19 protein-coding genes are annotated in these 25,384 nt (G+C 55.3%); 18 read left to right on the top strand and 1 reads right to left on the bottom strand.

From position 1 onward, the window contains the following. The first annotated feature begins 31 nt into the window (after positions 1–31). The 12 genes from KFJ24_RS05145 (at position 32) to KFJ24_RS05200 (ending at position 13,014) form a co-directional block, all read left to right on the top strand. Entirely contained in the window at positions 32–2,059 is a 2,028-nt protein-coding gene (locus KFJ24_RS05145) for a VWA domain-containing protein (RefSeq protein WP_250829996.1), read from the top strand. Between the two features lie 17 nt (positions 2,060–2,076). After that, positions 2,077–2,919, top strand: a complete 843-nt coding sequence (locus KFJ24_RS05150; RefSeq protein ID WP_250829997.1) for an AAA family ATPase — start codon at positions 2,077–2,079, stop codon at positions 2,917–2,919. A gap of 22 nt (positions 2,920–2,941) precedes the next feature. Further along, positions 2,942–4,120, top strand: a complete 1,179-nt coding sequence (locus KFJ24_RS05155) for a vWA domain-containing protein (protein ID WP_250829998.1) — start codon at positions 2,942–2,944, stop codon at positions 4,118–4,120. Positions 4,121–4,552: 432 nt separating this feature from the next. Continuing rightward, positions 4,553–5,008 carry an AraC family transcriptional regulator gene (locus KFJ24_RS05160; RefSeq protein WP_250829999.1) on the top strand — a complete coding sequence of 152 codons (456 nt, stop codon included), beginning with the start codon at positions 4,553–4,555 and terminating at the stop codon, positions 5,006–5,008. A gap of 105 nt (positions 5,009–5,113) precedes the next feature. Continuing rightward, complete coding sequence (locus KFJ24_RS05165; protein WP_250830000.1) at positions 5,114–6,676, top strand: tetratricopeptide repeat protein; 1,563 nt, start codon at positions 5,114–5,116, stop codon at positions 6,674–6,676. Continuing rightward, positions 6,673–9,480 (top strand): tetratricopeptide repeat protein, encoded by a 2,808-nt coding sequence (locus tag KFJ24_RS05170; RefSeq protein ID WP_250830001.1) that lies wholly within the window; start codon positions 6,673–6,675, stop codon positions 9,478–9,480. The genes KFJ24_RS05165 and KFJ24_RS05170 overlap by 4 nt, the downstream gene beginning before the upstream one ends. Before the next feature lie 112 nt (positions 9,481–9,592). Then, on the top strand, positions 9,593–9,949 hold the full coding sequence (locus tag KFJ24_RS05175) for a tetratricopeptide repeat protein (RefSeq protein WP_250830002.1): 357 nt from the start codon (positions 9,593–9,595) through the stop codon (positions 9,947–9,949). A gap of 54 nt (positions 9,950–10,003) precedes the next feature. Beyond that, positions 10,004–10,315 carry a hypothetical protein gene (locus KFJ24_RS05180; RefSeq protein ID WP_250830003.1) on the top strand — a complete coding sequence of 104 codons (312 nt, stop codon included), beginning with the start codon at positions 10,004–10,006 and terminating at the stop codon, positions 10,313–10,315. 15 nt (positions 10,316–10,330) lie between these two features. Then, positions 10,331–10,978, top strand: coding sequence for a MotA/TolQ/ExbB proton channel family protein (locus tag KFJ24_RS05185; RefSeq protein WP_250830004.1), 648 nt, complete (start codon positions 10,331–10,333; stop codon positions 10,976–10,978). A gap of 41 nt (positions 10,979–11,019) precedes the next feature. Beyond that, positions 11,020–11,550 carry an ExbD/TolR family protein gene (locus KFJ24_RS05190; RefSeq protein ID WP_250830005.1) on the top strand — a complete coding sequence of 177 codons (531 nt, stop codon included), beginning with the start codon at positions 11,020–11,022 and terminating at the stop codon, positions 11,548–11,550. Continuing rightward, on the top strand, positions 11,547–12,035 hold the full coding sequence (locus KFJ24_RS05195; RefSeq protein ID WP_250830006.1) for an ExbD/TolR family protein: 489 nt from the start codon (positions 11,547–11,549) through the stop codon (positions 12,033–12,035). Before KFJ24_RS05190 ends, KFJ24_RS05195 begins: the two co-directional genes overlap by 4 nt. Then, entirely contained in the window at positions 12,028–13,014 is a 987-nt protein-coding gene (locus KFJ24_RS05200) for an AgmX/PglI C-terminal domain-containing protein (RefSeq protein ID WP_250830007.1), read from the top strand. The genes KFJ24_RS05195 and KFJ24_RS05200 overlap by 8 nt, the downstream gene beginning before the upstream one ends. Before the next feature lie 49 nt (positions 13,015–13,063). On the opposite strand, the gene KFJ24_RS05205 is transcribed toward KFJ24_RS05200, so the two are convergent. Continuing rightward, positions 13,064–13,549: a MaoC/PaaZ C-terminal domain-containing protein gene (locus KFJ24_RS05205; protein WP_250830008.1), complete on the bottom strand. Its 486-nt coding sequence runs from the start codon at positions 13,547–13,549 to the stop codon at positions 13,064–13,066. 186 nt (positions 13,550–13,735) lie between these two features. Between KFJ24_RS05205 and KFJ24_RS05210 the strand changes: the two genes are divergently transcribed. The 6 genes from KFJ24_RS05210 (at position 13,736) to KFJ24_RS05235 (ending at position 25,382) form a co-directional block, all read left to right on the top strand. After that, a complete protein-coding gene (locus KFJ24_RS05210; protein WP_250830009.1) occupies positions 13,736–15,412 on the top strand; it encodes an AMP-binding protein in 1,677 nt (558 codons plus the stop codon). Between the two features lie 224 nt (positions 15,413–15,636). After that, entirely contained in the window at positions 15,637–19,500 is a 3,864-nt protein-coding gene (gene hrpA / locus KFJ24_RS05215; protein WP_250832560.1) for an ATP-dependent RNA helicase HrpA, read from the top strand. Positions 19,501–19,637: 137 nt separating this feature from the next. Beyond that, positions 19,638–20,759 carry a beta-ketoacyl-ACP synthase III gene (locus KFJ24_RS05220; RefSeq protein WP_250830010.1) on the top strand — a complete coding sequence of 374 codons (1,122 nt, stop codon included), beginning with the start codon at positions 19,638–19,640 and terminating at the stop codon, positions 20,757–20,759. A gap of 510 nt (positions 20,760–21,269) precedes the next feature. Further along, on the top strand, positions 21,270–22,055 hold the full coding sequence (locus KFJ24_RS05225) for an MlaA family lipoprotein (protein WP_250830011.1): 786 nt from the start codon (positions 21,270–21,272) through the stop codon (positions 22,053–22,055). Between the two features lie 29 nt (positions 22,056–22,084). Then, positions 22,085–23,572, top strand: coding sequence for a DUF3336 domain-containing protein (locus KFJ24_RS05230; protein WP_250830012.1), 1,488 nt, complete (start codon positions 22,085–22,087; stop codon positions 23,570–23,572). Positions 23,573–23,672: 100 nt separating this feature from the next. Next, the gene (locus KFJ24_RS05235) at positions 23,673–25,382 is read left to right on the top strand and encodes an ExeA family protein (protein WP_250830013.1); all 1,710 of its coding nucleotides are present in this window, start codon (positions 23,673–23,675) and stop codon (positions 25,380–25,382) included. Positions 25,383–25,384: the final 2 nt, after the last annotated feature.

Below are 25,384 nucleotides of genomic sequence, written 5' to 3' on the forward strand. Positions count from 1 at the left end.
ATAACCAAATGGATAATCCCCGAGATCGATAATGCGTAAATTTCTGACGATGACCGTTCTGACGTTCATCGTTTTGCCAGCCTTAGCGCGTGCCCAGGAGGCGCCGGAACTCGCACTTCCGGACCAGTCCGATATCCGGGTTATCGTTGATATTTCGGGCTCCATGAAGGATAACGATCCTGACAACCTGAGGCAGCCAGCGGTCAGGCTCCTTGCCCGTATGCTCCCGGAAGGAACCACGGCGGGTCTCTGGACCTTCGGGGAGTTCGTGAATATGCTCGTTCCCCACCGTGACGTTACGAATGAGTGGCGCCAGACGGCTATCGATCGCTCCCGCCAGATTAACTCTGTTGCCCTGCGAACTAACCTTGGCAAGGCCATTGAGGTTGCAAGCGATGGCTACTACACCAACGGGGTTCTTGATAATACCCATTTCATTCTGCTGACTGATGGCAAGGTCGATATTTCGGATGATCCGGAACGTAATCGTTTGGAAGAGCAACGAATTCTTCAAACAGTTCTTCCGGAACTCGTGGCCCAGGGCGCAACGCTGCATCCCGTTGCCCTGTCTTCCCAGGCGGATGCTGAATTTCTTAAGCAGCTCGCCAGCGAATCCGGAGGGCGTTTCCAGATAGCGGAGAGCGCGGAAGCACTGAACCGGGTATTTCTGGAGGCTCTGAACACGGCGGTTCCTCAGGAACAGATTCCTATTGAAGGCAATGCCTTCACCGTGGATGACGATGTAAAAGAGTTTACTGCTCTGATCTTCTGGGGGCAGGATGAAACAGGGGCCACCCGGGAGCTGGAGCTGGTGCGACCCGATGGTGTCGCTGTGACGCTGTCCAGCCCCCCGGAAAACATGCGCTGGGCCAGAGAGGCCGGCTATGATCTGGTAACGGTTAACGAACCGTTAGCGGGTGATTGGCGTATCAAAGGGGAGTTGGGCGAGGGCAGTCGGGTGACAGTTGTCAGCGACTTGCGGATGGTGGTCAGTCCGGTTCCGTCAACATTTTCAGAGCAAGCTCCCGTTGATTTGCGGATTGCATTCTTCGAAAGTGCGGAGAAAATCACCAACCAGGACTTCCTCAAAGTCTTGAACGTCAGCCTTACAATAACGTCCGAAGATGGTCGAAGCGGCACCAAGGTTCTTTCCGCGGAACAGCCGCCAGAAGATGGCGTTTATTCCGACTCTATTGGCCGGCTGCCGGCTGAGGGAGTTTACCGAATTGACGTAGTGGCAGACGGCCAGACGTTCGGGCGCAAGTTTACCGCAACGGCCAGGTTCAGTGTTCCTGAGGGCGCTGCTCCAGTGGAGCCTGTTGTTCAGGAGGATGATGGCCCCGGTGAAGAAAAACCGCCACAGGTAGCCTCTGAGCCTGAACAGGAAGGGAAACCTGTTGCCAGAGAGGAATCAGAAGCCGGGCCGGCGCCCACTATCGAGAGCCCAATTGACGTCAGCCAGGCGGAGCAGCCACAGGCTGAGAAGCCTGCTGATACCGAGCCTTTAGCGATCGAAAACGACGAAACGAACCAGTTGCCGTTCCCCTTGTGGATGCTCGGAGCGGGGGGAGGTGGTCTTGCGGTTCTATTGCTTGCCTGGTTTGCAGTAAAGAAACGCAAGAACCGAACGGCTGCCCAGGCCGCAGCAGAACGGGAAACCATCGCTGACCTGGATGAGGAACTTGAGCCTGAAGTCCCGGAACCGGTCGAAACGCCAGAGTCAGAACCTGATTCAGAGGAAATTCCGGAGGTGACGGACGAAGCGGTCCCGGAAGATGATCCGGCAGAACCTGAAGCTGTCGTCGATGCCCAGGATGAGGACATCCCTGTTGCAGATGCTGTCGTCGATTCCAGTGCGGCGTCTGATGAGGACGAGGCCATTCCCGAGCTGGATGAAGTAGCCGACGAGCCGGATAGCGAGGATGACGAGGATGAGTTTGGTCTGGAAGATTTCGATCTTTCCGAATTCGACGATCTTCCCGACTACGAAGACGATGACTTAGAGGCGTCGGATGAGGCGCCTAAAAAGAAAACTGAAGACAAAGATCAGAAAAAGTAACCAACAGGATAAGACTCATGAAGTTTACCGGTACCGAAAATTACGTAGCCACCGATGACCTGCAAATGGCCGTCAACGCAGCGATTTCGCTTCAGCGTCCGCTGCTGATCAAGGGCGAGCCTGGCACCGGCAAGACGCTTCTGGCTGAGGAAATGGCTTCGGCACTGGGAATGAAGCTGATCCCCTGGCATATCAAGTCCACGACCAAGGCGCAGCAGGGACTGTATGAGTACGACGCCGTATCGCGCCTCAGGGACTCACAGCTGGGTGACGAGAAGGTCAAGGACATCAGCAACTACATCGTCAAGGGCAAGCTGTGGGAAGCCTTTGATGCGGATGAGCAGGTCGTCCTGCTGATCGACGAAATCGACAAGGCCGACATCGAGTTTCCGAACGACCTCCTGCTGGAACTGGACCGCATGGAGTTCTATGTTTACGAGACTCAGCAGTTCGTTAGAGCCAGACAGCGACCGATCGTGGTTATCACCAGTAACAACGAGAAGGAGTTGCCAGATGCCTTCCTTCGCCGGTGTTTTTTCCACTACATCAGCTTCCCGGATCATGACAACATGAAGGAAATCGTGGATGTTCACTTTCCGGGATTGCAGCAGCAAATCGTCCGTGATGCACTGGAAGTGTTCTTCGATGTTCGGAAGGTGCCAGGCCTTAAGAAGAAGCCGTCCACCTCTGAATTGATCGACTGGCTGAAATTGCTCATGGCGGACGAACTGTCTGCCAAAATGCTTCAGGAGAAGGACACCAGCTCCGCGTTGCCGCCACTGTATGGCGCCCTGGTGAAGAACGAGCAAGACGTACACCTGCTGCAGAAACTGGCCTTCATGGCCCGTCGTCGCAGCTGATACGCAGCAAGAGTTTCGCTTTATGTTGATTGATTTTTTTCTCGAAGTGCGCCGGGCAAAAGTGCCAGCTAGCCTGCGTGAGTTTCTGGACCTGCTGGAAGCTCTGCAACAGCGTCTGGCGTTTGCAGATATGGAAGAGTTCTATTACCTGTCACGACTTTGCCTGGTAAAGGATGAGCGTCATTTCGACAAGTTTGATCGCGCATTCAAGGCTTACTTTGAGGGCATCGAGAATCTCGATGATCTGATGGAAATGCTGATCCCGGATGACTGGCTCCGGGCCGAATTCGAAAAGAACCTGTCCGAGGAAGACAAGGCCAAAATCGACTCTCTGGGCGGCCTTGAAGAGCTGATCGAGACGTTCAAGAAGCGGATGGAGGAGCAGGACGAACGCCATGCCGGTGGTAACAAGTGGGTTGGTACGGGGGGTACTTCGCCCTTCGGTGCTAACGGCTATAATCCGGAAGGCTTTCGTATTGGTCAGAAGAACGGGCGCCACGGTCGTGCGGTCAAGGTCTGGGAGAAGCGCGAGTTCAAGGACCTGGATGACAGCATTACGCTGGGGATCCGCAACATTAAAGTGGCCTTGCGTCGCCTGAGGAAATTTGCGCGACAGGGCGCTGCTGATCAGCTGGATATGGACGATACCATCCGTTCAACCGCCCGCAACGCCGGCTATCTGGATCTGAAAATGGTCCCGGAGCGGCACAACGCGGTCAAAGTGCTGATCTTTTTCGACGTGGGTGGCTCCATGGACCCTCATGTGCGGGTCTGCGAGGAGCTGTTCTCAGCGGCGCGTCTTGAGTTCAAACACATGGAGTATTTTTACTTTCATAATTTCGTTTATGAAAGCCTGTGGACGAACAACATCCGGCGAATGAACGAGACTACCAGTACCTGGGACATACTTCACAAGTACAGCCCGGACTATAAAGTTATTTTCGTGGGTGATGCCACCATGGCGCCCTATGAGATCTCCCATCCTGGTGGCTCGATTGAACACTGGAATGAAGAGGCTGGAGCTACCTGGTTTCAGCGCATCTCGGATCATTTCCGAAAGGTGGTCTGGCTGAATCCGTTGCCTGAGAGTTATTGGGGAACGGGCGGGTCGCTGGGTATGACCAGGCAACTGGTCAACGATCACATGTATCCGCTGACCATCGACGGGCTGGAGTCAGCCATGAAGCAACTGACCAAATAAAAAAAGCCGATGCGGTTGAGGGCATCGGCAAAGCTCGGCATATCAAGAGGGGTTGCCTGAAAGGCTTCCCCACCACCCTCTTTTTAGCAATTAAAGGGCCACTAATAATAAACCTCGACTAAACAGCATCCTATGGTTTAGTCCGCTACTTTCCCCTCATTTTCATGCCTGCCTTTTCGGTTTGCCTGTCAAATTCCTCGACACTTTTACTTTCCCACTGAACGTTTTTCATTTGGTGATCTGGATACCGTTCTTGGACGTTACCAAGTGTTACGCTTTCTGCCGGTTTGTTACAAAAGTTTGCCCGAGATGAGAATGGCAGGAGGCGGCAGAAGAGCTATGGTCGGCATACAACAATCTGCAAAGCGTCGATTAATCCCATCGCACTGGGCGGGCTGTGGCTGTGTGGCTTTGGTCCTCGTTATCCCGGCAATGGCATCAGCATCTGGTATCGATGACGAGATTGAGCAGCTCAGGGCTGCCGTGTCAGACCACTCCGCACAGGTATATGCACTGGAGCAAAAGCTCCTTCATCCAGCGGATACGCGACTGGCAGTTTTCCTGACACTTGGCACTCGTGATTCGCTGGATCTCGATTCAGTTGAGCTTTTTGTCAATGGCAAGCCTGTGGCGTCACACCTCTATTCAGAACGTGAGCGGGGCTCTCTGGAAGAAGGCGGGATTCAACAGCTCTTTACCGGAAACCTCCCTAACGGCGCCCATGAGCTAAAAACAATAGTTACCGCGCGTTCCGCCAATGACCACTTCGTTCGCAGGGAGGCGATCCATCGCTTTCAGAAACAACCGGGGACACTGCGTTTGCAGGTGAGTCTGGATGCTCGCGCTCCGGACTATGAACCCCGGGTTTCTTTTGTTGAGTGGAAGTAAGCGGCTATGAGGCTCCGTTTCTGGAAATCAGTTTTGTTCAAGGTTGGCGTCCAAAGCGTTGCTCTGTTGTTAGCCTCAGCGGGGGCTGTCCAGGCTTCGCCTCTGATGCCACAGGAACTGGTAGCAGGACTGACACGCTACGCCCTCGCGACTGGCAACCTGACCCCCGTAATGGCGTTTTCCGATAGCCTTGAGGGTGAATCCGGTGAATTCCTCCATGCGCGGCTGCTGCTGGAGAGCGGGAAGGTCAGCGAGGGCACTGAGTCGCTTCGAGAAGTGGCTGAAGGCCAGTATCACAGAGGCCAGGCAGCACTGATTCTGGGGCGGCATCTATCCGGTAGGGGGGAGCCTGAAAAGGCGGAAGAGTGGTTCCACCTGGCTGCCAGGGCAGGGTTCGGGGAAACCCGGCAACAGGCGTTATACGAGCTGGCCGAGTTGGCTCGATCCAGTGGTGCCACGGACAAGGCCGGGCAGATCCTGGCCGGTATGGACGAGGGCTACTGGACAGGTGTGGGGTATCTGAACCTCTCCAGCGACTACGCCCGGGAAGACCTGAACCCGGCCCGTGCTCTTGTGGCACTTCGGGTCGCCCTGGCGATGGCAGAGAGGGATCAAGTAAAAGGCAGGAATGCGGAGCTGAGGAGCCGCCTGCTGGTACGGGCCGGTTACCTGGCTTATCAGCACGGTGAATATGAGAAGGCAATTGGCTTTCTGGAGAACGTGTCACTTGAGAGTTTCAGCACGCCTCAGGCTCTCTATTTACATGGTCTGGCGTTGTCCGAACGGGGAAATCAGCGGGCTGCAATGCAGAGCTGGCACAGGGCGAAAAAGTACCCGCTGGCATACCCGGGTGTTGCCGATGCCTGGATTGGAATGGGACGTGGGTATGACCTTTCCGGATATCTGGGGCAGGCAGGGGAAGCATACCTTGCGGCGAATGCTGCTTATGAGAGTGAACGGGTAACGCTCAGAAAGCTGGCTGACAGAATCGGCGAACAGGGCGCCTACAAAACACTTGTTGAAGACGCCCGTGACTCTGACATCGAATGGTTTCTTGCCGACAGCCGGACCCTGACGCAGCCGAGAATGGCGTATTTACTCGAGTTCCTTGAGCGACCGGCGGCGCAGGCTGCGGTGAGTCGAGTGGCGGATCTGGTTGCTCTGGGCCATACCCTGGATCGCCAGGCTAGTGATCTGAAGGTGTTTATCGAGACTCTTGAGCAACAGCTGGAAAGCATTGCAGGAGCCGGGGGACACGTGTCCGCTTCCGGTCTTCTTCATGAGCAGGAGGTCCTGCAAGCGGGCCTGGAGCAGTTGTCAAAAAGTGCCACGACCGACGCCCAGAGGCGAAAACTGAAAGCGCTGAGTCAGTCACTGGCGACCACAGCCGGCCGGTTGACCAGTCTCGATGGCCGAGTCGCCGGACGTCCGTCAGAACTCAGCCATCAACTTCAGCAATCCAGGACACTCAAAGCGCAGACCGATCAATACCGAACCTCGGTTGATCATCTGACGAACAAAGCCGGAAAAAAACTCGACAGTCTTGCCCTTGAGTATGTGGCTGAGCAGGACCGGCGGATGGCTTTTGCCCTCGACAAAACCGAGCAGCAGATTGCCCACCTCTACGAATACCTGGCCCTCGAAAACCTGGATGAGGGGAAGCCATGAATCGCCTGGTTGTCGGATTCATCTGCGCATTGTCTCTGGTTAATCAGGCTTTGGCTCAAGAAACATTCCGTGTTGAGTTGGGGCGTGATGGAGAAACCATCGGTGATATGCGCCCGGTTTTTCTCAAGTTTGAGTCGCGTCCGTTGCCCGCTATTTCGCCTGCTGAGGTTGCCCGGCGCTATCAGCGTCTGTTCAGAACTTCTGATGAGCCTGAGGTCCGGGTGGACGCCCTCAATCGTCTGACCAACATCCGGGATCAGTCGGGGCAGGACATTGGATTCTCGGTCGCAGAAGAGGAAGGCATATACCATCAGGTGATCGACAGTTACGAATCGATTCTCGCTCGTGGTTCTTTCAGCGGAAGGCTGGACGAATTGCTCTACCAGATGGCGAAGGCTCACGCACTGACCGGACAGACTGAGGCGTCGATCGACCGGCTCAGGCAACTGGTAGGGCTCTATCCAAAATCGGCCTTTGTTCCGGAGGCCCGGTTCCGGATTGCCGAGTCAGCTTTTTCGGCCGGTGAGTTCGCAGAGGCGGAATCCGGATATCAGGCGCTGATCGGCTCGGAAGGCATTGACGGCCTGGAAGCCAAGGCGCGCTACATGCTGGGCTGGAGCCAGTTCAAACAGGGGGCCCCAGCCTGGGACCGTGCCGGTAAGACGTTTCTTTCCGTTCTCGACGAGTTCCTGCCAACGCAGGAAAGTCTTGCCGACGTGAATGAGTCCAATGTCGATGCGATTGACGATACCTTCCGGGTCCTCGCGTTGATGGCGGCCCGGCGCAATGGTGCCGAAACCCTCCTGTCCTGGCTTGGCGATGCGCCTGCGCGGCATTGGGAGTACCTTGTTTTCGACAGGCTGGCTGACTACTACGCGATCAATGGAGAATTTAATGCGAGTGTCGCGGTCAACCGTGCTTTTGTTCGCTATGCGCCAGGGCATTCCGAAAACCCGGGGTTCATGGCCCAGATTGCTGATGTCTGGAGCCGGGCAGGGTCGCAAGACCAACTTCGGGGAGCGAAGGCGGACTATATCGCAATGTTCGGAAGCGCCAGCGAATATGCTGTCCTTGACGAATCTGACCAGGCGCGTTGGCAACTGTTCAGCCGGCAGTTGGGCGATTACCACTACAATCGGGCGTTTATTGCCTCTGAACAGGGCAGTCGCAGCTCGGCCGTCAATGCCTTTTCGCTGGCGGGTGATTATTATGAGGCTCTGGCAGAGCGCCTGGAAAAGGACGGTGCCGTGCTGCGCCTGGCGGGTGATGCCCGACTGCAAGCTGGGCAGTATGGAGCAGCGTTGGCGGATTTCAGGTCGGCTGCCTACGAAACTGACGAGTATTCAGAGGCTTCAGATGCCGGGTGGGCCGCCGTTGCCCTGCTTCGTGACGGGGTTGATGGCGCTAAACAGAAGGAGGGGTTTGCACCGGATTTGACGGCGTTCTCGACCGAGGCTGACCGTTTCGCCAGCCGATTCCCTGAAGATACTCGCCTGCCGGGTTTGATGGCAGACCTTGCGACCCGATGGTTCTCTTCAGATAACGGAGCCCTTGCTCTGGAGTATGGTCAAAAAGCGATTGGGAATGATCGGGCCTCATCGTCTGAGCGGTATGCTGGCTGGATCGTGACGGCCAAAGTCAGGCAACGCCGGGGAGAGTTCGGATTGGCAGAACGTGCCTGGAAACAGGCACTGGACTTTATTGAAACAGGAACCGTTGAGGACCTGGAATCCGATGCGAAAGACTCCGTCCTGCAGCAGCTCGCGACCGTTATTTACCGACAGGGTGAGCAGGATGCGGAAGCCGGTAGAGTCGACGCATCTGTAAGTCATTTCCGAAGAATAGAAGCGGTACTTCCCGGCTCAGCCATTGCTGTTCAGGGGCGCTTTGATGCTGCCAACACTCTTCTGAAAGCATCCGAGCTGGTTGCAGCCATCGACGAATTAAAACAATTCCGTAATGACTTTCCGGAGCATCCGCTTACTGGCAGGGTCAGTGACAAACTGGTTTATGCCTATGTTTCCTCTGCCCAGCCGGTTCGTGCAGCTTCTGAACTTCTGAATGCATCCATCGGTGCTGCTGATCCCTGGCCGGCCCGGCTCAGGGCTGCGGCACTGTTCCATCAAACGGGTGAAATCAAGAGACGTAACCAGCTTTATCTGGACTATCTCGCTACCAATCCTGTCCCACAAACTGCCGAGCAGCACATCCGGTTGCAGACCATGCGCCACCGTTTGGTCGAATCTGATAACGAACCTGCGAGCTGGCGCAAGGCTCTGGTCGCCAGCGAGCTTGCCAGTCAATGGCATTCCGAACACACGCTCTCCTGGGCTGCACGGAATTCGCTCGCGCTGGGAGCGAGGGCAGCAGCAACCTTTAGCAGTGTGGAGTTAATCCAGCCCCTGAATGAATCCCTGGATCGGAAGCAGAAGGCTCTCGAGACAGCCCGGCAGAGATTCCTGGACGCTGAAACCCTGGGCGGGGAAGCGGTCCGCTCTGAGTCCCTGTACCGTCGTGCCGAGCTCTATCGGTTGCTCGCTCGCGACCTGATGACGTCGTCTGTACCGGGGGACCTTAACGAGCTTGAACGTATGCAGTATCAGATGTTGCTTGAAGAAGAGGCCTTTCCATTTGAGGAAAAGGCAATCCGATTACATTCAGAGAATCACCGGCGCATTACGTCTCAGGGATTTGACGCCTGGGTCAGTAAGAGTCTGGCAGTTTTGGCGGAGCTCAATCCCGGCCGTTACAACCGTTCGGTCCGCTGGATGAGCTGGAATAGGGAGGCCAACGATGGTGCCTGAGACATCACTCATCCGTTATGTGTTGGTAATTGTTGTTCTGGCTGGTTTGGCCGGGTGTTCGGCTCCCGCAGTCAAGAAACCCGAACCAACACCTACGAACCCGGAAGTGGCAATGAAATACGCCCTTGAAGGCAAGCGGGCCTATGAGCAGGGTCGCAATATGGCCGCCGTAGAGGCCTGGCATCAGGCATTTGAGCTGAATCCGGAAGATGCAGTCACCGTGAACAACCTCGCCTTACTCCTTAAGGAAGAACATCGCTTTGAAGAAGCCGTGCGTTTATTGGAAGCCGGTTTGCAGTATTCGCCCGACGTTGCCCAGCTGCATTACAACCTTGCGGTGATTGCCGAGCTTTATTTGCTGGATCTTGAGAAGGCACTGGTGCACTACGAGGAATACCGGGAGATTAGTGGTGCCGGGGATAAAACCGTGGCGGGCTGGATTGCGGACCTGCAGCGGAGGCTGGATTAAATGAATTTGGTCGCACGCCTTTATGGACCGTTCCGGCGAAGCCCGGAGTTGTTTTTGGCAGCCTTCGTTCTGGCTTTCCTAACCTTGAGTGTTCGTTCTGAGCCAGCACCAGAATCATCGTCTGTGCGCCTGGAAGTTGAAGGTATTTCCGCCAGTATCGGCGAAGACGATCCAAGGGTGCTTTATATTCTGCCATGGCAGGCCCCCAGCTTGCCGCGCAGGCCAAGAGCCAACCTTGATGACAAGGTGCCGCAACTGGTGCAGCCGATAGCCCCGAGGGCGCTGGAGCGTCATCGGCTGTTCCGTCAAACCCTGAACCCTTTAGTTCTGAGTCCGGAAATGGATTCAGCCGTGACAGTGCAGTAAAAACGGAGAGTAAGCATGCTGGATACAATGGTACGGTTTTTCCAGGAAGGTGGGCCCTTCATGTACCCCATCGCCGTGGTCCTTGCGATCGGATTGGCAATAACCCTCGAGCGCTTTTTCTATCTTGCAGCGGTTCGGCACCGAAACCGCACCGCGTTTGAGAAAGGGATTTTACCGCTCTTGCAGAGAAGGGATTATCGGCAGGCAATGAAAGCCGCCAGTAACTCGGACAGTGCCATCGCCTCCATCATGGGTGCCGGAATTGGTCGACTCCTTAATAACAGTCGCCGGGAAGACATTGAGTATGCAATGGAGGAGGGCCTGATGGAGGTGCTTCCCCGGCTGGAAAAACGCACGCAGTACTTGGCCACGCTCGCCAATATTGCAACGTTGCTAGGACTGCTGGGCACCATTATCGGTCTGATTTCTGCCTTCACCGCAGTTGCGGCGGCTGACCCTTCCCAGAAGGCCAGCCTGCTTTCCGAAAGCATTTCTGTGGCCATGAACACTACCGCCTTCGGCTTGATGTCGGCGATCCCTATGCTGATGTTTCACGCAGTCCTGCAAACCCGCACCAACGAAATCGTGGACAGCTTCGAAATGGCGGGCGTGAAGTTACTCAATATAGTTTCTGACCCGACGAATCAGAGCGCAGCAGCGTGATAACGCCCGTTGAAACTGGAAAAGCTGCTGAGTGAGGTTGCATGAGACGCCGACATCGAAAATCCAGCCGTTCCCCCGAACTGGACATTACAGCCTTTATGAATCTGATGATTGTGCTGGTGCCGGTTTTGCTTCTGGGAATGGTGTTCAGCCAGGTGCGCACAATTGAGCTTAACTTTCCTGGCATGGAGGCAGGAGAGGCTCCGGCCTCTGAGGAACTGAATCTGATCGTGACCCTGATACCGGCAGGGATTGAGGTGGCTGACAGTAACCGCGGCGTTATCCGGGTTTTACCGGTTAATGGCGCCGAACAGGACTTTGAGAGCCTCAGGACTGTGCTCAAACAGATCAAAAAACGTGTGCCGGATAAGACCGACGTCACCCTCGAGGTCGGGCCGGATATCGACTACCAGACCCTGGTAAAGGCCATGGACACGGTTCGCTCTTATCCGGCGGTGGTTGCTGCAAGCGTGGTTGAGGGGGAGTTGTTTCCGGATGTGTCACTGATGGATGCGCCGGAGGATCGCCCTTTGGCTGCTGTGAATCCGGCGCATAACCGGGAGGGCGCATGAAAAAGTCGCGGAGAGCCCGGAGAGTTCAACGGCATTATGGCCGAATGCACAGGACCGGTGGCCTGAATCTGGTTTCGCTAATGGATATCTTCACCATCCTGGTGTTCTTCCTGATGGTTAACTCTTCTGATGTAAAGGTAATGCAGAATACCGCGGATGTGCCCTTGCCGAAGTCCACATCTGAAAACGAAGCCGTGGAGAATCTGACGGTTCAGGTGAATGGCGGATCAATCCTGGTTCAGGGTCGTGAAGTCGCCCGTATTGAAGGTATCGAGGTGGGCGATTCCCATATTGCGGGTTTGTCTGATGAGCTTGCCTATCGCAGAGCCCGTCGGTCCGGGGTTCCGGAGCAGGGACTCGAAATCACCATCATGGCGGGCCGTGATACGGATTACCGGTTGTTGCGCAAGATTATGCAAACCTGTGTAGACGAGCAGTTCCGTCAGGTTCGGCTTGCGGTCGAGGCGGAGGTGCGTAATGGCTGAACCCCAAAAGGAAATGGGGGCGTCACCCGGTTTACCCTGGAGCGCAGACGCCGGAGAAAGGCGTCGGTTTGGCGTGATTCTCGGGTTAACCCTCATCGTTTTTGTGCCACCCGCGTTCCTCATTCCGACACTTGAGGTGCCCGAAATTGAACGCTCGGAGGCTGAAAAGGTCCCGCCACAGCTTGCGCGTTTGATTGAGCGGCCCAAACCTCCGGCGCAGCCTGAGAAAATACAGCCGGGGCGGGAACCAGAACCAAAACCGGAACCGGAAGCGGAACCGGAACCTGAAGTAACAACGCCTTCCCCTGATTTGCCTGAGCCCCAACTGGCTCAGCCGGAGCAAGATCCCGAACCTGTTCAGAACGCACCTGAACGACAGACTGTTGAGCAGGCTCGTGAAAAGGCGTCCAGTTCAGGCCTGCTGGCGATGAAAGACCGGTTGGCGTCCTTGAGGGCATCCAAGCCAGCACCAGCCAAGCGCTTACAGGCAAATGCTGGTGCCGAGGGACTTTCTGGAGACCCGGTTGTTACAGAGTCCGAGACTGCATTGCAGGGTAGTGGAGGGGTTGAGGATGCTGACGCCCCCCGTGCCCGGGTAGCGGTCGACAGCCATCAGGTGAAGCAGGTTAAACCCACATCAGAGCCGGTCCGGAAGGTTGCCGGGGCAAAGGCTCCGAAGCCGTCGGCCGGAGAGAGGGCGATGAGCAACATTCGCAAAGTCTTTGCCACACAGAAAACAGCTCTCTACTCGCTATACCGCCGTGAATTGCGCCAGGATCCGACGCTGGCGGGCAAAGTCTTGCTGGAGCTTGTTATTGAACCGGATGGTTCGGTCTCGGCCTGTGATGTCGTCAATTCGGAGCTGGAGAATCCGGCCCTGGAACGTCGAATTGCCATGAGGGTTCGGCTGTTCAATTTTGGCTCTGACAATGTTGAAGCCAGGAAGGTCCGTTTCCCGGTGGATTTCCTCCCCGGTTAGAGCCGGGGAAGATGCTGAGGCTGTTCCAGTTTACCCTGCAAGTCGGGTATCACGCTTCGATGGTGATTTTTGGCAGGCGCGGTTTATGAAGTGACACCTTCTCGGTTGGCGCGATGACCTTTGCCTCGCCACCAACGACCTGTCGGTTATTCTGGTTACGCACATCGCATTGGACCACGACCCGGTTCCTGGGCTCCTTTCGCAAAACGGTAAGCGTCACAGTAAGTGTGTCATCCAGTTTTACCGGGCGTTTGAAACTGAGGTTTTGCTCCAGATAAATTGTGCCAGGCCCCGGCATAACGGTTGCCAGTGCTGCCGAGATCAGCGAACCGCTCCACATTCCGTGCGCAATACGCTCCTTGAACATGGACCTGGCGGCAAATTCGGAATCCAGGTGCACCGGATTTACGTCGCCTGACACCGCAGCGAAAAGGACGAGCTCGTCTTCTGAAAGTGTGCGCGTGAAGGTTGCAGTGTCACCCTCATTCAGCTCGTCATAGGTAATATTTTCAAGAGTATCAAGGGTGTCGCTCATAATGTGTTCCGCACCTTTGTCATTTGAATACAAGTGTTCTGGCTGGTGCCCCGAAAACTACCTCATCGTTAACAAAACTGCTATTCTCTCCCGACTTTTTTGAGGCTGATACTTTTGTAGGGTTGATTTTTGATCGGCTTTGCACTGGTGAATCAATAAAATCAAAACGCCAAACAGGAGATGGTGATGGATTTTGAGCAGTTCTATCAGGATAAATACCCCGCCGGCGTGCCGCGCGAGGTCGACCTGAACAAGTACAAGAGCATGGTGGATGTGTTCGAGCAGGCCGTAAAGAAGTATGCGGACCGCCCGGCCTTCAGTGCTGTTGGCGCAACTCTCACTTACCGTGACCTGGACACTCAGAGTCGCAACTTTGCGGCATGGCTGCAAAACAAGACCGATCTCAAGCCTGGAGACCGGATTGCGGTGCAGATGCCAAACATCAGCCAGTATCCTGTTGTCGTGTTCGGTGCCATGCGCGCGGGCCTGATTGTGGTGAACACCAACCCGCTGTATACAACGCGTGAAATGGAACACCAGTTCAACGATTCTGGTGCCAAGGCACTGGTCGTTTTGGCCAATATGGCGGAGAACGCTGAAAAGGTTCTGCCCCAAACCGGCATTGAGCACGTGATCGTGACGGAAATCGCGGACATGCATTCGCCTATCAAGCGGACTCTGATGAATGCAATGGTCAAGCACGTCAAGAAAATGGTGCCTCCTTTTAACATCCCGCAGGCACACAAGTTGCCGGCTGTGCTCAGCGCCGGTGCCCGTGAAAAATTTACACCGGTTGATTGCAAGCAGGATGATATCGCTGTTCTCCAGTACACCGGTGGCACAACAGGCGTTGCCAAAGGCGCTATGCTGACCCATGGCAACCTGGTGGCAAACCTGCTCCAGGTTCGTCCAATGATGGAAGATACTGTGCAGGACGGTAAGGAAGTGGTGATTGCGCCACTGCCGCTGTATCACATCTATTCCTTTACCCTGAACTGCGGGATCATGCTGGAAGCCGGAGCGCACAACGTTCTGATTCCAAATCCACGTGACATTGCGGGTTTTGTGAAGGAGCTGAAAAACCACAAATTCACGGCCTTCCTGGGCTTGAACACACTGTTCGTTGCGCTGTGCAATAACGAAGAATTTCAGGACCTGGATTTCACAAGTCTGAAACTGACGTCTTCCGGCGGCATGGCGCTGACCAGCGACACCGCCAAAATGTGGCAGCGAGTAACCGGCTGTGAGGTTGCCGAAGGTTTCGGCATGACAGAGACCTCACCGGTTGTCACCTTCAACCCACAGAGCGCCATACAGTTGGGCACTATTGGTCTGCCAATACCGTCAACCCAGGTGAAGACCATTGACGACGAAGGTAATGAAACACCCCTGGGTGAGCCGGGCGAGCTCTGCGTTAAGGGGCCCCAGGTGATGCGCGGCTACTGGCAGCGTCCTGAAGATACCCGGAAGTCCTTTACTGACGATGGCTTCTTGAAAACCGGTGATATTGCATTGATTCAGGAAGACGGGTTTATCCGCATTGTCGACCGGAAAAAAGACATGATCATTGTGTCCGGCTTCAATGTATTCCCGAATGAAATCGAGGACGTGGTAAGCGGTCACCCGAAGGTTGTTGAGTGTGCCGCGGTCGGTATTTCGGATGCCAAGAGTGGTGAAGCAGTCAAGGTTTACCTGGTCCCCACGGCTGAGGGTGTTTCTGAAAACGAACTGAAGGAATTCTGTCGGGAACGCCTGACCGCCTACAAGGTTCCGAAACACTTCGAATTCCGTGAGGAGTTGCCCAAGACCAATGTGGGCAAGATTCTGCGTCGTGAACTGCGTGATGAAGCCAACAACAAGTAAATCTGGGCGGGCAGCCTGGCTTGCCCGCTTCCGGTGATTGAGCTCGTTGGTATGAAAACCCCGCCCAGGCGGGGTTTTTGCGTTTTTAAGCGGAGCTCTTTCCCGATAGACTGTCGCCATTCCCAATGATTGACACTGAATGAGAGCAGTTCCGCATTTCGATGACACACACCAGCACTGACACCTCGAACCTCAAGCCCGATGGGAAAACCTCTGTCAAGGCCATGATGGAGCAGCTGGATGCGTGCAACCAGCAGGAAGCGGCGCGGATCGTAAAAACCGTGGCCCGTAATAAAGGCAATCCGGGGCCAAAAGATCTGGAGAAAATGTCGAAGTGGCTGGAGCGGGGGCTGGAAAAGGTAAAACAGCGCCAGGGCCTTCATAAGCCTGCAACATTCCCGGAGAGCCTGCCTGTATCGGAGCGGGTAGACGATATCCGGGAGGCAATCGAGAATCATCAGGTCGTCATCATCGCCGGTGAAACCGGCTCCGGCAAGACAACGCAGATTCCCAAGATCTGTATGAACAGTGGTCGTGGTATTCGCGGCCTGATCGGCCATACCCAGCCGCGCCGGATTGCGGCCCGCAGTGTGGCGGCCCGAATCGCCGAGGAGTTGGGCGAGCAGACGGGCCAGCAAATTGGTTACCAGGTGCGCTTCACGGACAATACGTCGGAACAGTCCCGGGTCAAAGTGATGACGGACGGGATATTGTTGGCTGAAGTCCAGCATGACCGGTTTCTCGATCGTTACGATACACTGATCATCGATGAGGCCCACGAACGCAGTCTTAATATCGATTTTCTGCTGGGCTACCTGAGACAGCTGCTTCCCAAGCGTCCCGATCTCAAAGTCATTATCACTTCCGCCACCATTGAGGTGGACCGGTTCAGTGAGTTTTTCGACCAGGCGCCGGTTATTGAGGTCAGCGGGCGCACATACCCGGTAGATATTCGTTATCGACCCCTGGCCGGCGATGAAGATGATCGTGACCAGGGCTGGACGGATGGGGTACTTGGTGCGCTGGATGAAATTGAACATCACGAGCGCTCGGAGAAACAGCCTCCTGGCGACGTGCTGGTCTTTCTGCCAGGGGAACGGGAAATCCGTAGCCTCAGCAAAGTACTACGGCATGTGGATCTCAAGCACACCGAGGTTTTGCCGCTGTATTCACGCCTTAGCAACCAGGAGCAGAACCGGGTTTTCCAGTCTCATCGTGGGCGGAGGATTGTCCTGTCCACCAACGTGGCGGAGACATCTCTGACGGTTCCTGGTATTCGTTATGTGATCGACACGGGCGTTGCTCGTATCAGCCGTTACAGTGTGCGGTCCAAAATCCAGCGCCTGCCCATTGAGCCCATTTCCCAGGCCAGTGCCAATCAGCGGGCTGGGCGATGCGGGCGGGTTGCCCCGGGTATCTGCTTTCGACTCTATGACGAGACTGATTTCATCAATCGTCCGGAATACACTGATCCGGAGGTTCTGCGCACGAACCTCGCGTCCGTTATTCTGCAAATGGCCACCTCCGGTCTTGGTGAAATACGCAACTTTCCGTTTCTGGAGTCTCCCGATAGCCGCCAGGTGAACGACGGGTACAAGCTCCTTGAAGAACTCAGTGCGGTCGATGGCAAGCGGCGTGTGACCAAACTGGGGCGGACCATGGCCAGGCTGCCACTGGATCCGCGTCTTGCGCGCATGCTCGTGACAGCGGCCGCTCACGGCAGTCTGCATGAAACGCTCATCATTATAGCCGGGCTGAGTGTTCAGGACCCCAGAGAGCGACCCCAGGACAAACAGCAGGCTGCCGACCAGGCCCATGCGCCGTTTAATGACAAGGAATCGGACTTTTTAACACTGCTGAACATCTGGAACTTCTACGAGGAACAGCGTCAGGAGTTGTCTCAGAACCAGATGAAGAAGGTTTGCCAGAAAAGTTTCCTGAGTTGGATGCGCATGCGTGAGTGGCGAGATATTCACCGCCAGCTCACTCTGATCTGCCGTGAACAGAAGTTGGCATTTAACAAGGATGCTGCCAGTTATGAAGCCTTGCATAAGGCGATTCTTGCTGGCCTTCTTGGCCAGGTGGCCGTCAAGGTCGAGAAGAAGGAATATCTGGCCACCCGCAACCGCAAGGTCATGATTTTCCCGGGCTCAAAAGTCTCGAAGAGCGGCCCCAAATGGATTGTGGCGACGGAGATTGTCGAAACCAGCCGGGTGTTCGCCCGTATGGTTGCAGCCATTCAGCCAGAATGGATCGAACCTCTCGCCGGGCACGTGGTCAAGCATCATTATTTTGAACCGCACTGGGAACAGAAGAGAGCCCAGGTGATGGGCTACGAAAAGGTCACTCTGTATGGCCTTGATGTTGTGCCCAGAAGGCGTATTGCCTATAGCAAGGTAGATCCGGCCGAATGCCGAAACCTCTTTATAAGACGGGCGCTGGTGGAAGGTGACTATCATTCGAAAGCGCCATTTATCGCCCGCAACCGGGAGATGCTCGATACCGTCGAAAACCTGGAAAAGAAAACCCGGCGCCGGGATTTGTTGGTGGATGATGAAGTCCTGGTGGCGTTTTACGATAAGCGGTTACCGACGGACATTGTAAGTGGTCGCCACTTTGAGGCCTGGTGGAAAGAGCTGTCTGCGGAAGAGCTGAAGAGCCTCGAGCTTACTGACGAAGATATCCTGCAGCGCCCGGTGGACGCGCAGGCTGCGGAGCTTTACCCGGATTACCTGGAATGGGAGGGGGTACGTTACCCGCTCAGCTACGAGTTTGAACCCACCAGTGAACGGGATGGCGTAACACTTCAGGTGCCGCTTATGGCGCTTAAGCAGATTCCTTCCAGGCGGCTGGAATGGCTGGTGCCCGGATTGCTGAGGGAAAAGTGCGTAGCGTTGGTCAAAGGCCTGCCCAAATCTTTGCGAAGGAATTTCGTTCCCGTACCTGATTTTGTCGACGCAGCCCTTGCCAATATGCAGCCTTCCAACGAGCCATTGGCGCTTCAGCTGGGAGACCAGCTCCGGCGTATGACCGGTGTGCAGATTGACCCTCAGGCCTGGCCTGAATCTGAATTGCCCAGGCACCTGCGCATGAATCTCCGTGTATTGGGAGACGGCGGAAAGGTGATGGCAGAAGGAAGGGAAACCAACGAACTTCAGGGCCAGCTTGAAGGGAAGGCCGAGGAGGCTCTGGCCAATGCCACCAGTGAAACTTCTGAAAATCAACCGTCCGGCGAGTATGCCGAATGGCAGTTTGGCGATTTGCCAGAGCAGGTTCAGACTGAAAAGGGCGGCATGCAGGTCACGGTGTACCCTGCGCTGGAAGACCTGGGTAAGAGCGTTCGTCAGATTCGGTGCCTGGACCGGCTGACAGCTGAGGACATGACACGCAAGGCCATTGCCCGCCTGATCCTGAACCGGTTCGGAAGAACTCTCGATGATCTTGAACGCAAGTTGCCGCGGTTCAAGCAATCTGCCCTTATGTTCGCTCCGGTTGGCCAGGCAAGGGTGCTTCTGGATGATTTACTGTTGGCAACCGCTATGCAGCATTTTCTCAGCGAGCAACTGCCCCGCAGCCAGAACGACCTGGAGGCGCTCTTTGATCGCCACCGGGGTGACTTTATTCCTGCGCTGGAAGCGGCCGATGAGCGTTTGTATCAGGCGATGTCGGGGTATCAGAAGGTTGCAAAGCAGCTGAAAGGAAAGATCAATCTTGCCCTTGCCAACAGTATGGCGGATCTGAAATTCCAGTTGCAGAATCTGGTCTATCCCGGATTTCTCGTGCAGACACCTCCGGAATGGCTGGCAGAGTTTGGACGCTACTTTGAGGCGGCCCTTATCCGGTTAGAGAAGATGTCACGGGAAATGGGGCGGGAACGAGAATTTCTGCACACCATTGAGCCCTTGTGGTCCCGTTATGCCAGCAAGCGGGACGAGCAGCAACGTCAGGGGGTGCGGGATCCGGAATTGACTGTGTACCGCTGGATGCTGGAGGAGTTCCGTGTCTCCTTCTTCGCACAGCAACTGGGCACAGTAGTGACGGTTTCCGTTAAACGCCTGGACAAACAGTGGGAACTGACCCGGGTCTAGTTCGATAGCAGGCGTGTTGCACTAATCCGGTGCCCATTGCACGGTTTGCTGGCGGGCAAAAGCCGAAGACTGTGTTAGTATTTCCGGCAGCATGAAATTCAAGTCTTCTGTTTTCATAACCATGACGTGGGGTTAGCGTGATTAAAGCCGTCATTAGCGGAACCGGCCTGTACACACCGCCGGCAACCATCGATAACGACGAGCTGGTTGAGGCATATAACCAGTACGTTGAGCTTTTCAACTCCGAGCATGCGGACGACATTGCTCGGGGCGATGTGGCGCCGTTGCAGCCATCTTCTTCGGCCTTTATTGAGAAGGCATCGGGCATCAAGCGTCGGCATGTTATCAACAAGGACGGCATTCTCGATCCGAAACGGATGATCCCCTTCATTCCGGACCGAGGTAATGACGAGCCCTCTGTGCAGTGCGAGATGGCGTTGGTGGCTTGTAAAGAAGCGCTGGAACAGGCTGGCAAGACCGCTGATGATGTGGACGCCGTAATTGTTGCTTGCTCAAATCTGCAGCGGGCCTACCCGGCCATTTCCATCGAAGTGCAGCAGGCCCTCGGGGTTAACGGTTTTGCCTATGATATGAACGTTGCATGCAGTTCTGCCACGTTTGGCCTTCAGGCAGCCGTGAATTCTGTCGAGAATGGAGCCGCACGATCTGTGCTGGTGGTAAGTCCCGAGATCTGCTCCGGGCACCTGAACTTCCGGGATCGAGACAGCCATTTCATCTTCGGCGATGCGTGTACGGCCATCCTGGTGGAGCGAGAGGAAGATACCAGTGCCGGGCAGGGTTTCGAAATTCTCGGCACGAGCCTGAAGACCAAGTTCTCCAATAACATCCGTAACAATTTCGGTTTTCTCAATCGAGCGGATGAGTCCGGTATTGGTAAGCCTGACAAGTTGTTCATCCAGCAGGGACGGAAAGTGTTCAAGGAGGTTTCACCACTGGTAGCCGAAACCATTCTGAACCAGTTGGAGGGGTTGTCACTTGCCCCGGGTGACCTGCGTCGCATGTGGTTGCATCAGGCCAACCTGAACATGAATCAGCTCATTGCCCGGAAAGTGCTGGGTCGTGATGCCACGGAGGATGAGGCTCCAGTTATTCTGGATGAATACGCCAACACCAGTTCGGCAGGCTCCATCATCGCCTTCCACAAACACAAAGAGGATTTCAACGCCGGCGACCTCGGGGTAATCTGCTCCTTCGGTGCCGGCTATTCAATCGGAAGCGTGGTCGTTCGCCGCCGATGATTGAGTTTCTGTTCGGCTGCCAGGGCCTCCCGAGTGCCTGGCAGCTGGGCTGATGTCCCCGTTTTTCTGTCAGTGTCCACAGTTTCCGCATAACCCCTCCCGCGTAATCCTCAACTTATCGGTATCCATGAGAACTGAGCCGGGTTCGAGGCTGGCATTCCCGACCAGGTCGGCGTATGTTTCAACCACCACGGTGGTCGGGTGGCTGTGCTCTTCCAGAAATGGTGCGCCGGCCTTTATAATGGCGGGCCTGGGGGCTCATTAGGGGCCATAGACCAAGAGAGGTGGCCAGACCATCCGGGCTTCCTCTAAAAACGTGGAAATAAACCGTATTGTTGACGTGGCTGTAAGCATTTATGTCGCCCCAGCGAAGGGTCGCTGGGGACAGGCTGTTGACATGATTTCCCGGTACCGACATCGGGTTCTTTCAAAACAACGGTTTGAATAATGATAAAAAAGCGCCGGTATTTTTGATGAATCGTAACGTTATTAACAACCCAAGAGCTGACGATGAGACAACTTTTTTCCCGGCGCTGGCCTTCCGCCCTGATACTGATGACGCTGTTGTCCTCCGTGCCTGTCTGTCAGGTTTCAGCACAGGCAATGCTGGAACCCGCGCCTGCGGGGGCAGCCCGTGTTGACACAAAAGATCCCTACGAAGATTGGAATCGCAAGGTTTTCCGGTTCAATGAGACTATTGATCGCTGGGTCCTTAAGCCGGTAGCCCAGACTTACCGCACCTTTATGCCGAACTTTGCCGACCGGGGGATCACCAATTTCTTCAACAACCTCCAGGAAGTCAGAAATTTCACCAACAGTCTGTTGCAGCTGAAGGGCGAGTCGGCGGTCGTCGCGGCCGGTCGCTTTACCTACAACACGGTGTTTGGCCTTGGCGGTCTTATTGATGTGGCTACCGTCTTTGAATTGCCGGAAAGACCGGAAGATTTCGGCCAGACTCTGGGGTATTGGGGCTCGCCCTCCGGGCCTTACCTCATGCTTCCCTTTCTTGGGCCATCCAATCCCCGACATTTTGGTGGTCTAGCTACCGATGGCTTCGTCCTCCCGTCTCTTTGGAATTATGTTGAGAGTCCGGAAAACTACTACGCGCGTGCGCTTCAGATCGTGGATAAACGGGCCGATCTGATTCCGGCGGAGAGCTTTATTTCCGGAGATCGGTACATCTTTGTGCGCAATGCTTTTCTTCAGCGCCGAGAATTCATGATTAATGATGGTAAGGTGGTGGAGGATCCGTTTGCTAGCGGCGACGATGAAGATCTGATGCTTGAGGGTTTCTGAGTAGGGCGAGTGGAATTGGGAGGTCAGCGGTGATCAAGGATCCAAGGATTAGCAAATTCCGGAAGATGCTGGCTGAAGCGCCAAATTACGAGGTGTGGAAGGCGGCGGCACTGGAACTGGATTTCCTCGAAGGTAACGCCGACTGGAAGGAAGATTTTGCCTCTGAATTTTATCATTACGAGCTTGTTTATGATCGTTTGAGTAACCTCAAGCAATATCGGCAGCAAAATGATTTTGATCGGCTGAAAAGGGCGATAAGGGAAGGGTTGCACCATGATCTCGGAAATATGGGGAATCCGGCTCTTTACACGCGCTCCAGGGTGGGCACCAAGCACCTTATCGAGGAGTACATCACCCAGGTATGCGAAGCTCTAGACTTTCTGTGTGATCATCCGGTCCCCGACTTTCCGATTGCTGACAAACTCCAGTTTTTTCGCGATACCCTGACCAGCTATGGCCGCCCCGCGCTGCTGCTGAGCGGCGGCGCTACTTTGGGCATGTTTCACTTTGGCGTCATCAAAGCACTCTGGGAGAAGGGACTGTTGCCGCAGGTGATTGCCGGGTCCAGTATTGGTGCCATTATTGCCGGTATGCTCGGAGTTCACACCGACGCGGAAATTCCCGAAATGCTGGTTCCCGAAAACCATGACCTCAAGGCGTGGAAATGGCGCGGGCTACTGAGCGCTGTAAGGGGCGATGGGTTGATGGATCAGGAACAGCTCCGCTCCTGTCTGAAGGCCAACATCGGCGAATATACGTTTGAGGAGGCATACCAGCGGACCGGGCGCTCCATCAATGTAAGCGCGTCACCGGTGCAGACCCATCAAAAAGCGCGTCTGTTGTGCGGTTATACCTCTCCCTATCTCATGGTTTGGAGTGCCGTGCTTGCCAGTGCTGCAGTGCCGGGAATTTTCCCACCGGTGACATTGATGAAAAAGGACATCCATGGCAATGCTCTGCCATACATGCCGAAGTTGAAGTTCGTGGACGGTTCGGTGGTAAGCGACCTTCCGATCGAACGTCTTATGCACCTGTATGATGTGAACTTTACGATTGCCAGTCAGACCAACCCGCATGTAGTTCCTTTCCTCAGTAACCGTGGCCAGGACGAAAAACTGTCGATCTCCAGCCTGCCCATGCATCTGCTGAAGTCGGAAGTCCAGTTTCATGGCCAGGGGGTTTTTGATTATCTGCGAAAACGGGTTAAGCCGGAGTTACTCCGTCAGGTGTCGGGCCAGTTGTATACGATCATGGCACAACGTTATTCAGGTGATGTGACCATAGCGCCGTCATACTCACTCAGGGATTATCGGCGCATGCTGTCCAATCCTGAGCCTGCCTATGTCCGGGAGATGATCCTGGCAGGTGAGCGCGCGACCTGGCCCAAAATCTCCATGATTCGTTCCCACGCCCGGATCTCCAAGACCCTGGAGCGCTGTGTCCGGCGCCTTAAGCAGCAGACCCGGCATACCGCAGAGCTCAGGCTGATAAGTAATGCCGATACCGGGGTTTCGTAGGGTGACAGCCTCGCGAGCCGGGCGGTATGATACCGCGATACAAAGCCGGGGCTGGCTATTGGCCGATCAACCCGACGCCTGAGTACCAGACTGGATACCCATGTATTACGAATTTTTTGGCTTTCGGGAACCCCCGTTTTCCATAGCGCCTGACCCTCGGTATCTATACCTGAGCGAGCGCCATAAAGAAGCGCTTGCCCACCTTATGTACGGTGTTAAGGGGCAGGGCGGCTTTATCGTCATTACCGGTGAAGTCGGTACCGGAAAAACCACTGTTTCCCGTTGTTTCATTGAAAATGTGCCGGACAACGTCGATATCGCACTGATATTGAACCCGCGGCTCTCCGCCAGGGAACTGCTGTCTTCCATCTGCGATGAACTGGAGATCCCGCACGGTATCGGGGCCAGCATCAAGGAACTGGTTGATCTGATCAATCAGGATTTGCTGAAAGCCCACGCCGCAGGCCGACACAAAGTCCTTATGATTGACGAGGCGCAGAACCTGTCCGCCGATGTGCTGGAACAGCTGCGTCTTTTGACCAACCTCGAAACGGCCGAAAAGAAGCTGCTCCAGATCGTCTTGCTGGGCCAGCCGGAACTGCAACAGATTCTCGAGTTGCCAGAGCTTCGACAGCTCAATCAGCGGGTCACCGCACGCTACCACCTGGACGCGATTGGCAAAGGCGAGTTGGCGGCTTACCTGCGCTATCGCCTGAGTGTTGCCGGTATGCGCGGAGACATTTTCTCCCCTGGTGCGATTCAGAAGCTGTACCGGCAAAGCCAGGGTATTCCCCGCCTCATCAACCTGATCAGTGATCGTGCCCTGTTGGGTGCCTATGCGGAAGGTGAGCATCAGATTACCACTGCTCATATCCGCCAGGCCGCGAAAGAGGTCCGGGGGGCTGCTACCGGGAAGGTATCGGGCAGAAGCGGACAGGCTGCTGATCGATCACGATACCTTATGCTTCTGGCCTCCTTTCTATTGGCAGTAATTGGAACGGCATGGTTATTGGAGCGATGGCCTCTAAAGGGTGCCGTGCCCGTTGAAGAAAACGCACCTGTGCAACCGTCTGGTGTCATAGAGCGTGAGGCCCCCGATAGCCTATCGGAACAGCCGGATGGAAAAATGGAATCGGGGCAACCGTCGGGGGGAGTTCCGGAAGCAGGGGAGGCACCGGCGACTTTCAGTTTTTCCGAACAGACGGTGAACCTGGCTGATGCCTTCCGGTTATTGTTCGATGTCTGGGGGCGAGAGTATCGGCCGTCCGAGTTTCCCATGGCGTGTGACTTTGCGCTGGAGGAGGGCATGGGCTGCCTTGAAAAGCAGGGTAGCCGAAGAAGTCTGGAGTTTCTCAACCGGCCCTCAATACTCTTGCTTCAGGATGGGGCGGGAAACCGGAGCTATGTGGTCCTGCGCAGCCTGAAAGGCGACCTGGCTGAAATTATGCTGTCGGATGGATCTCGGGAATTCTCGTTTGCCAGTATCGAACCCTATTGGTTTGGCGAGTATCGTGTGCTTTGGCGTTTACCGGAGTTCCAGACTGGTGATAAGTTCTACGGCAATGGGGCCGGCGAGCAGTTGTGGATTGGATCGCGAATGATGGAGCTGGCTGACAAACTTGGTAAGTCCTCAGCCGAGAGCGCAAAGGTCAAGCGAATGCCTTCGGAAGCCCAGGTCCGCTGGTATCAGGAGCGCAAAGGCCTGACTGTCGACGGCATAGCAGGAGCCATGACCATTATTCAGATGAACAACGACCTGGAAATCTCCGTTCCCAGACTGGTTCCATCAGAGCGTCCAGGGCGGGGTTAGTC

It is taken from the genome of Marinobacter sediminum (genome assembly GCF_023657445.1).
Lineage (GTDB): Bacteria > Pseudomonadota > Gammaproteobacteria > Pseudomonadales > Oleiphilaceae > Marinobacter > Marinobacter sediminum_A.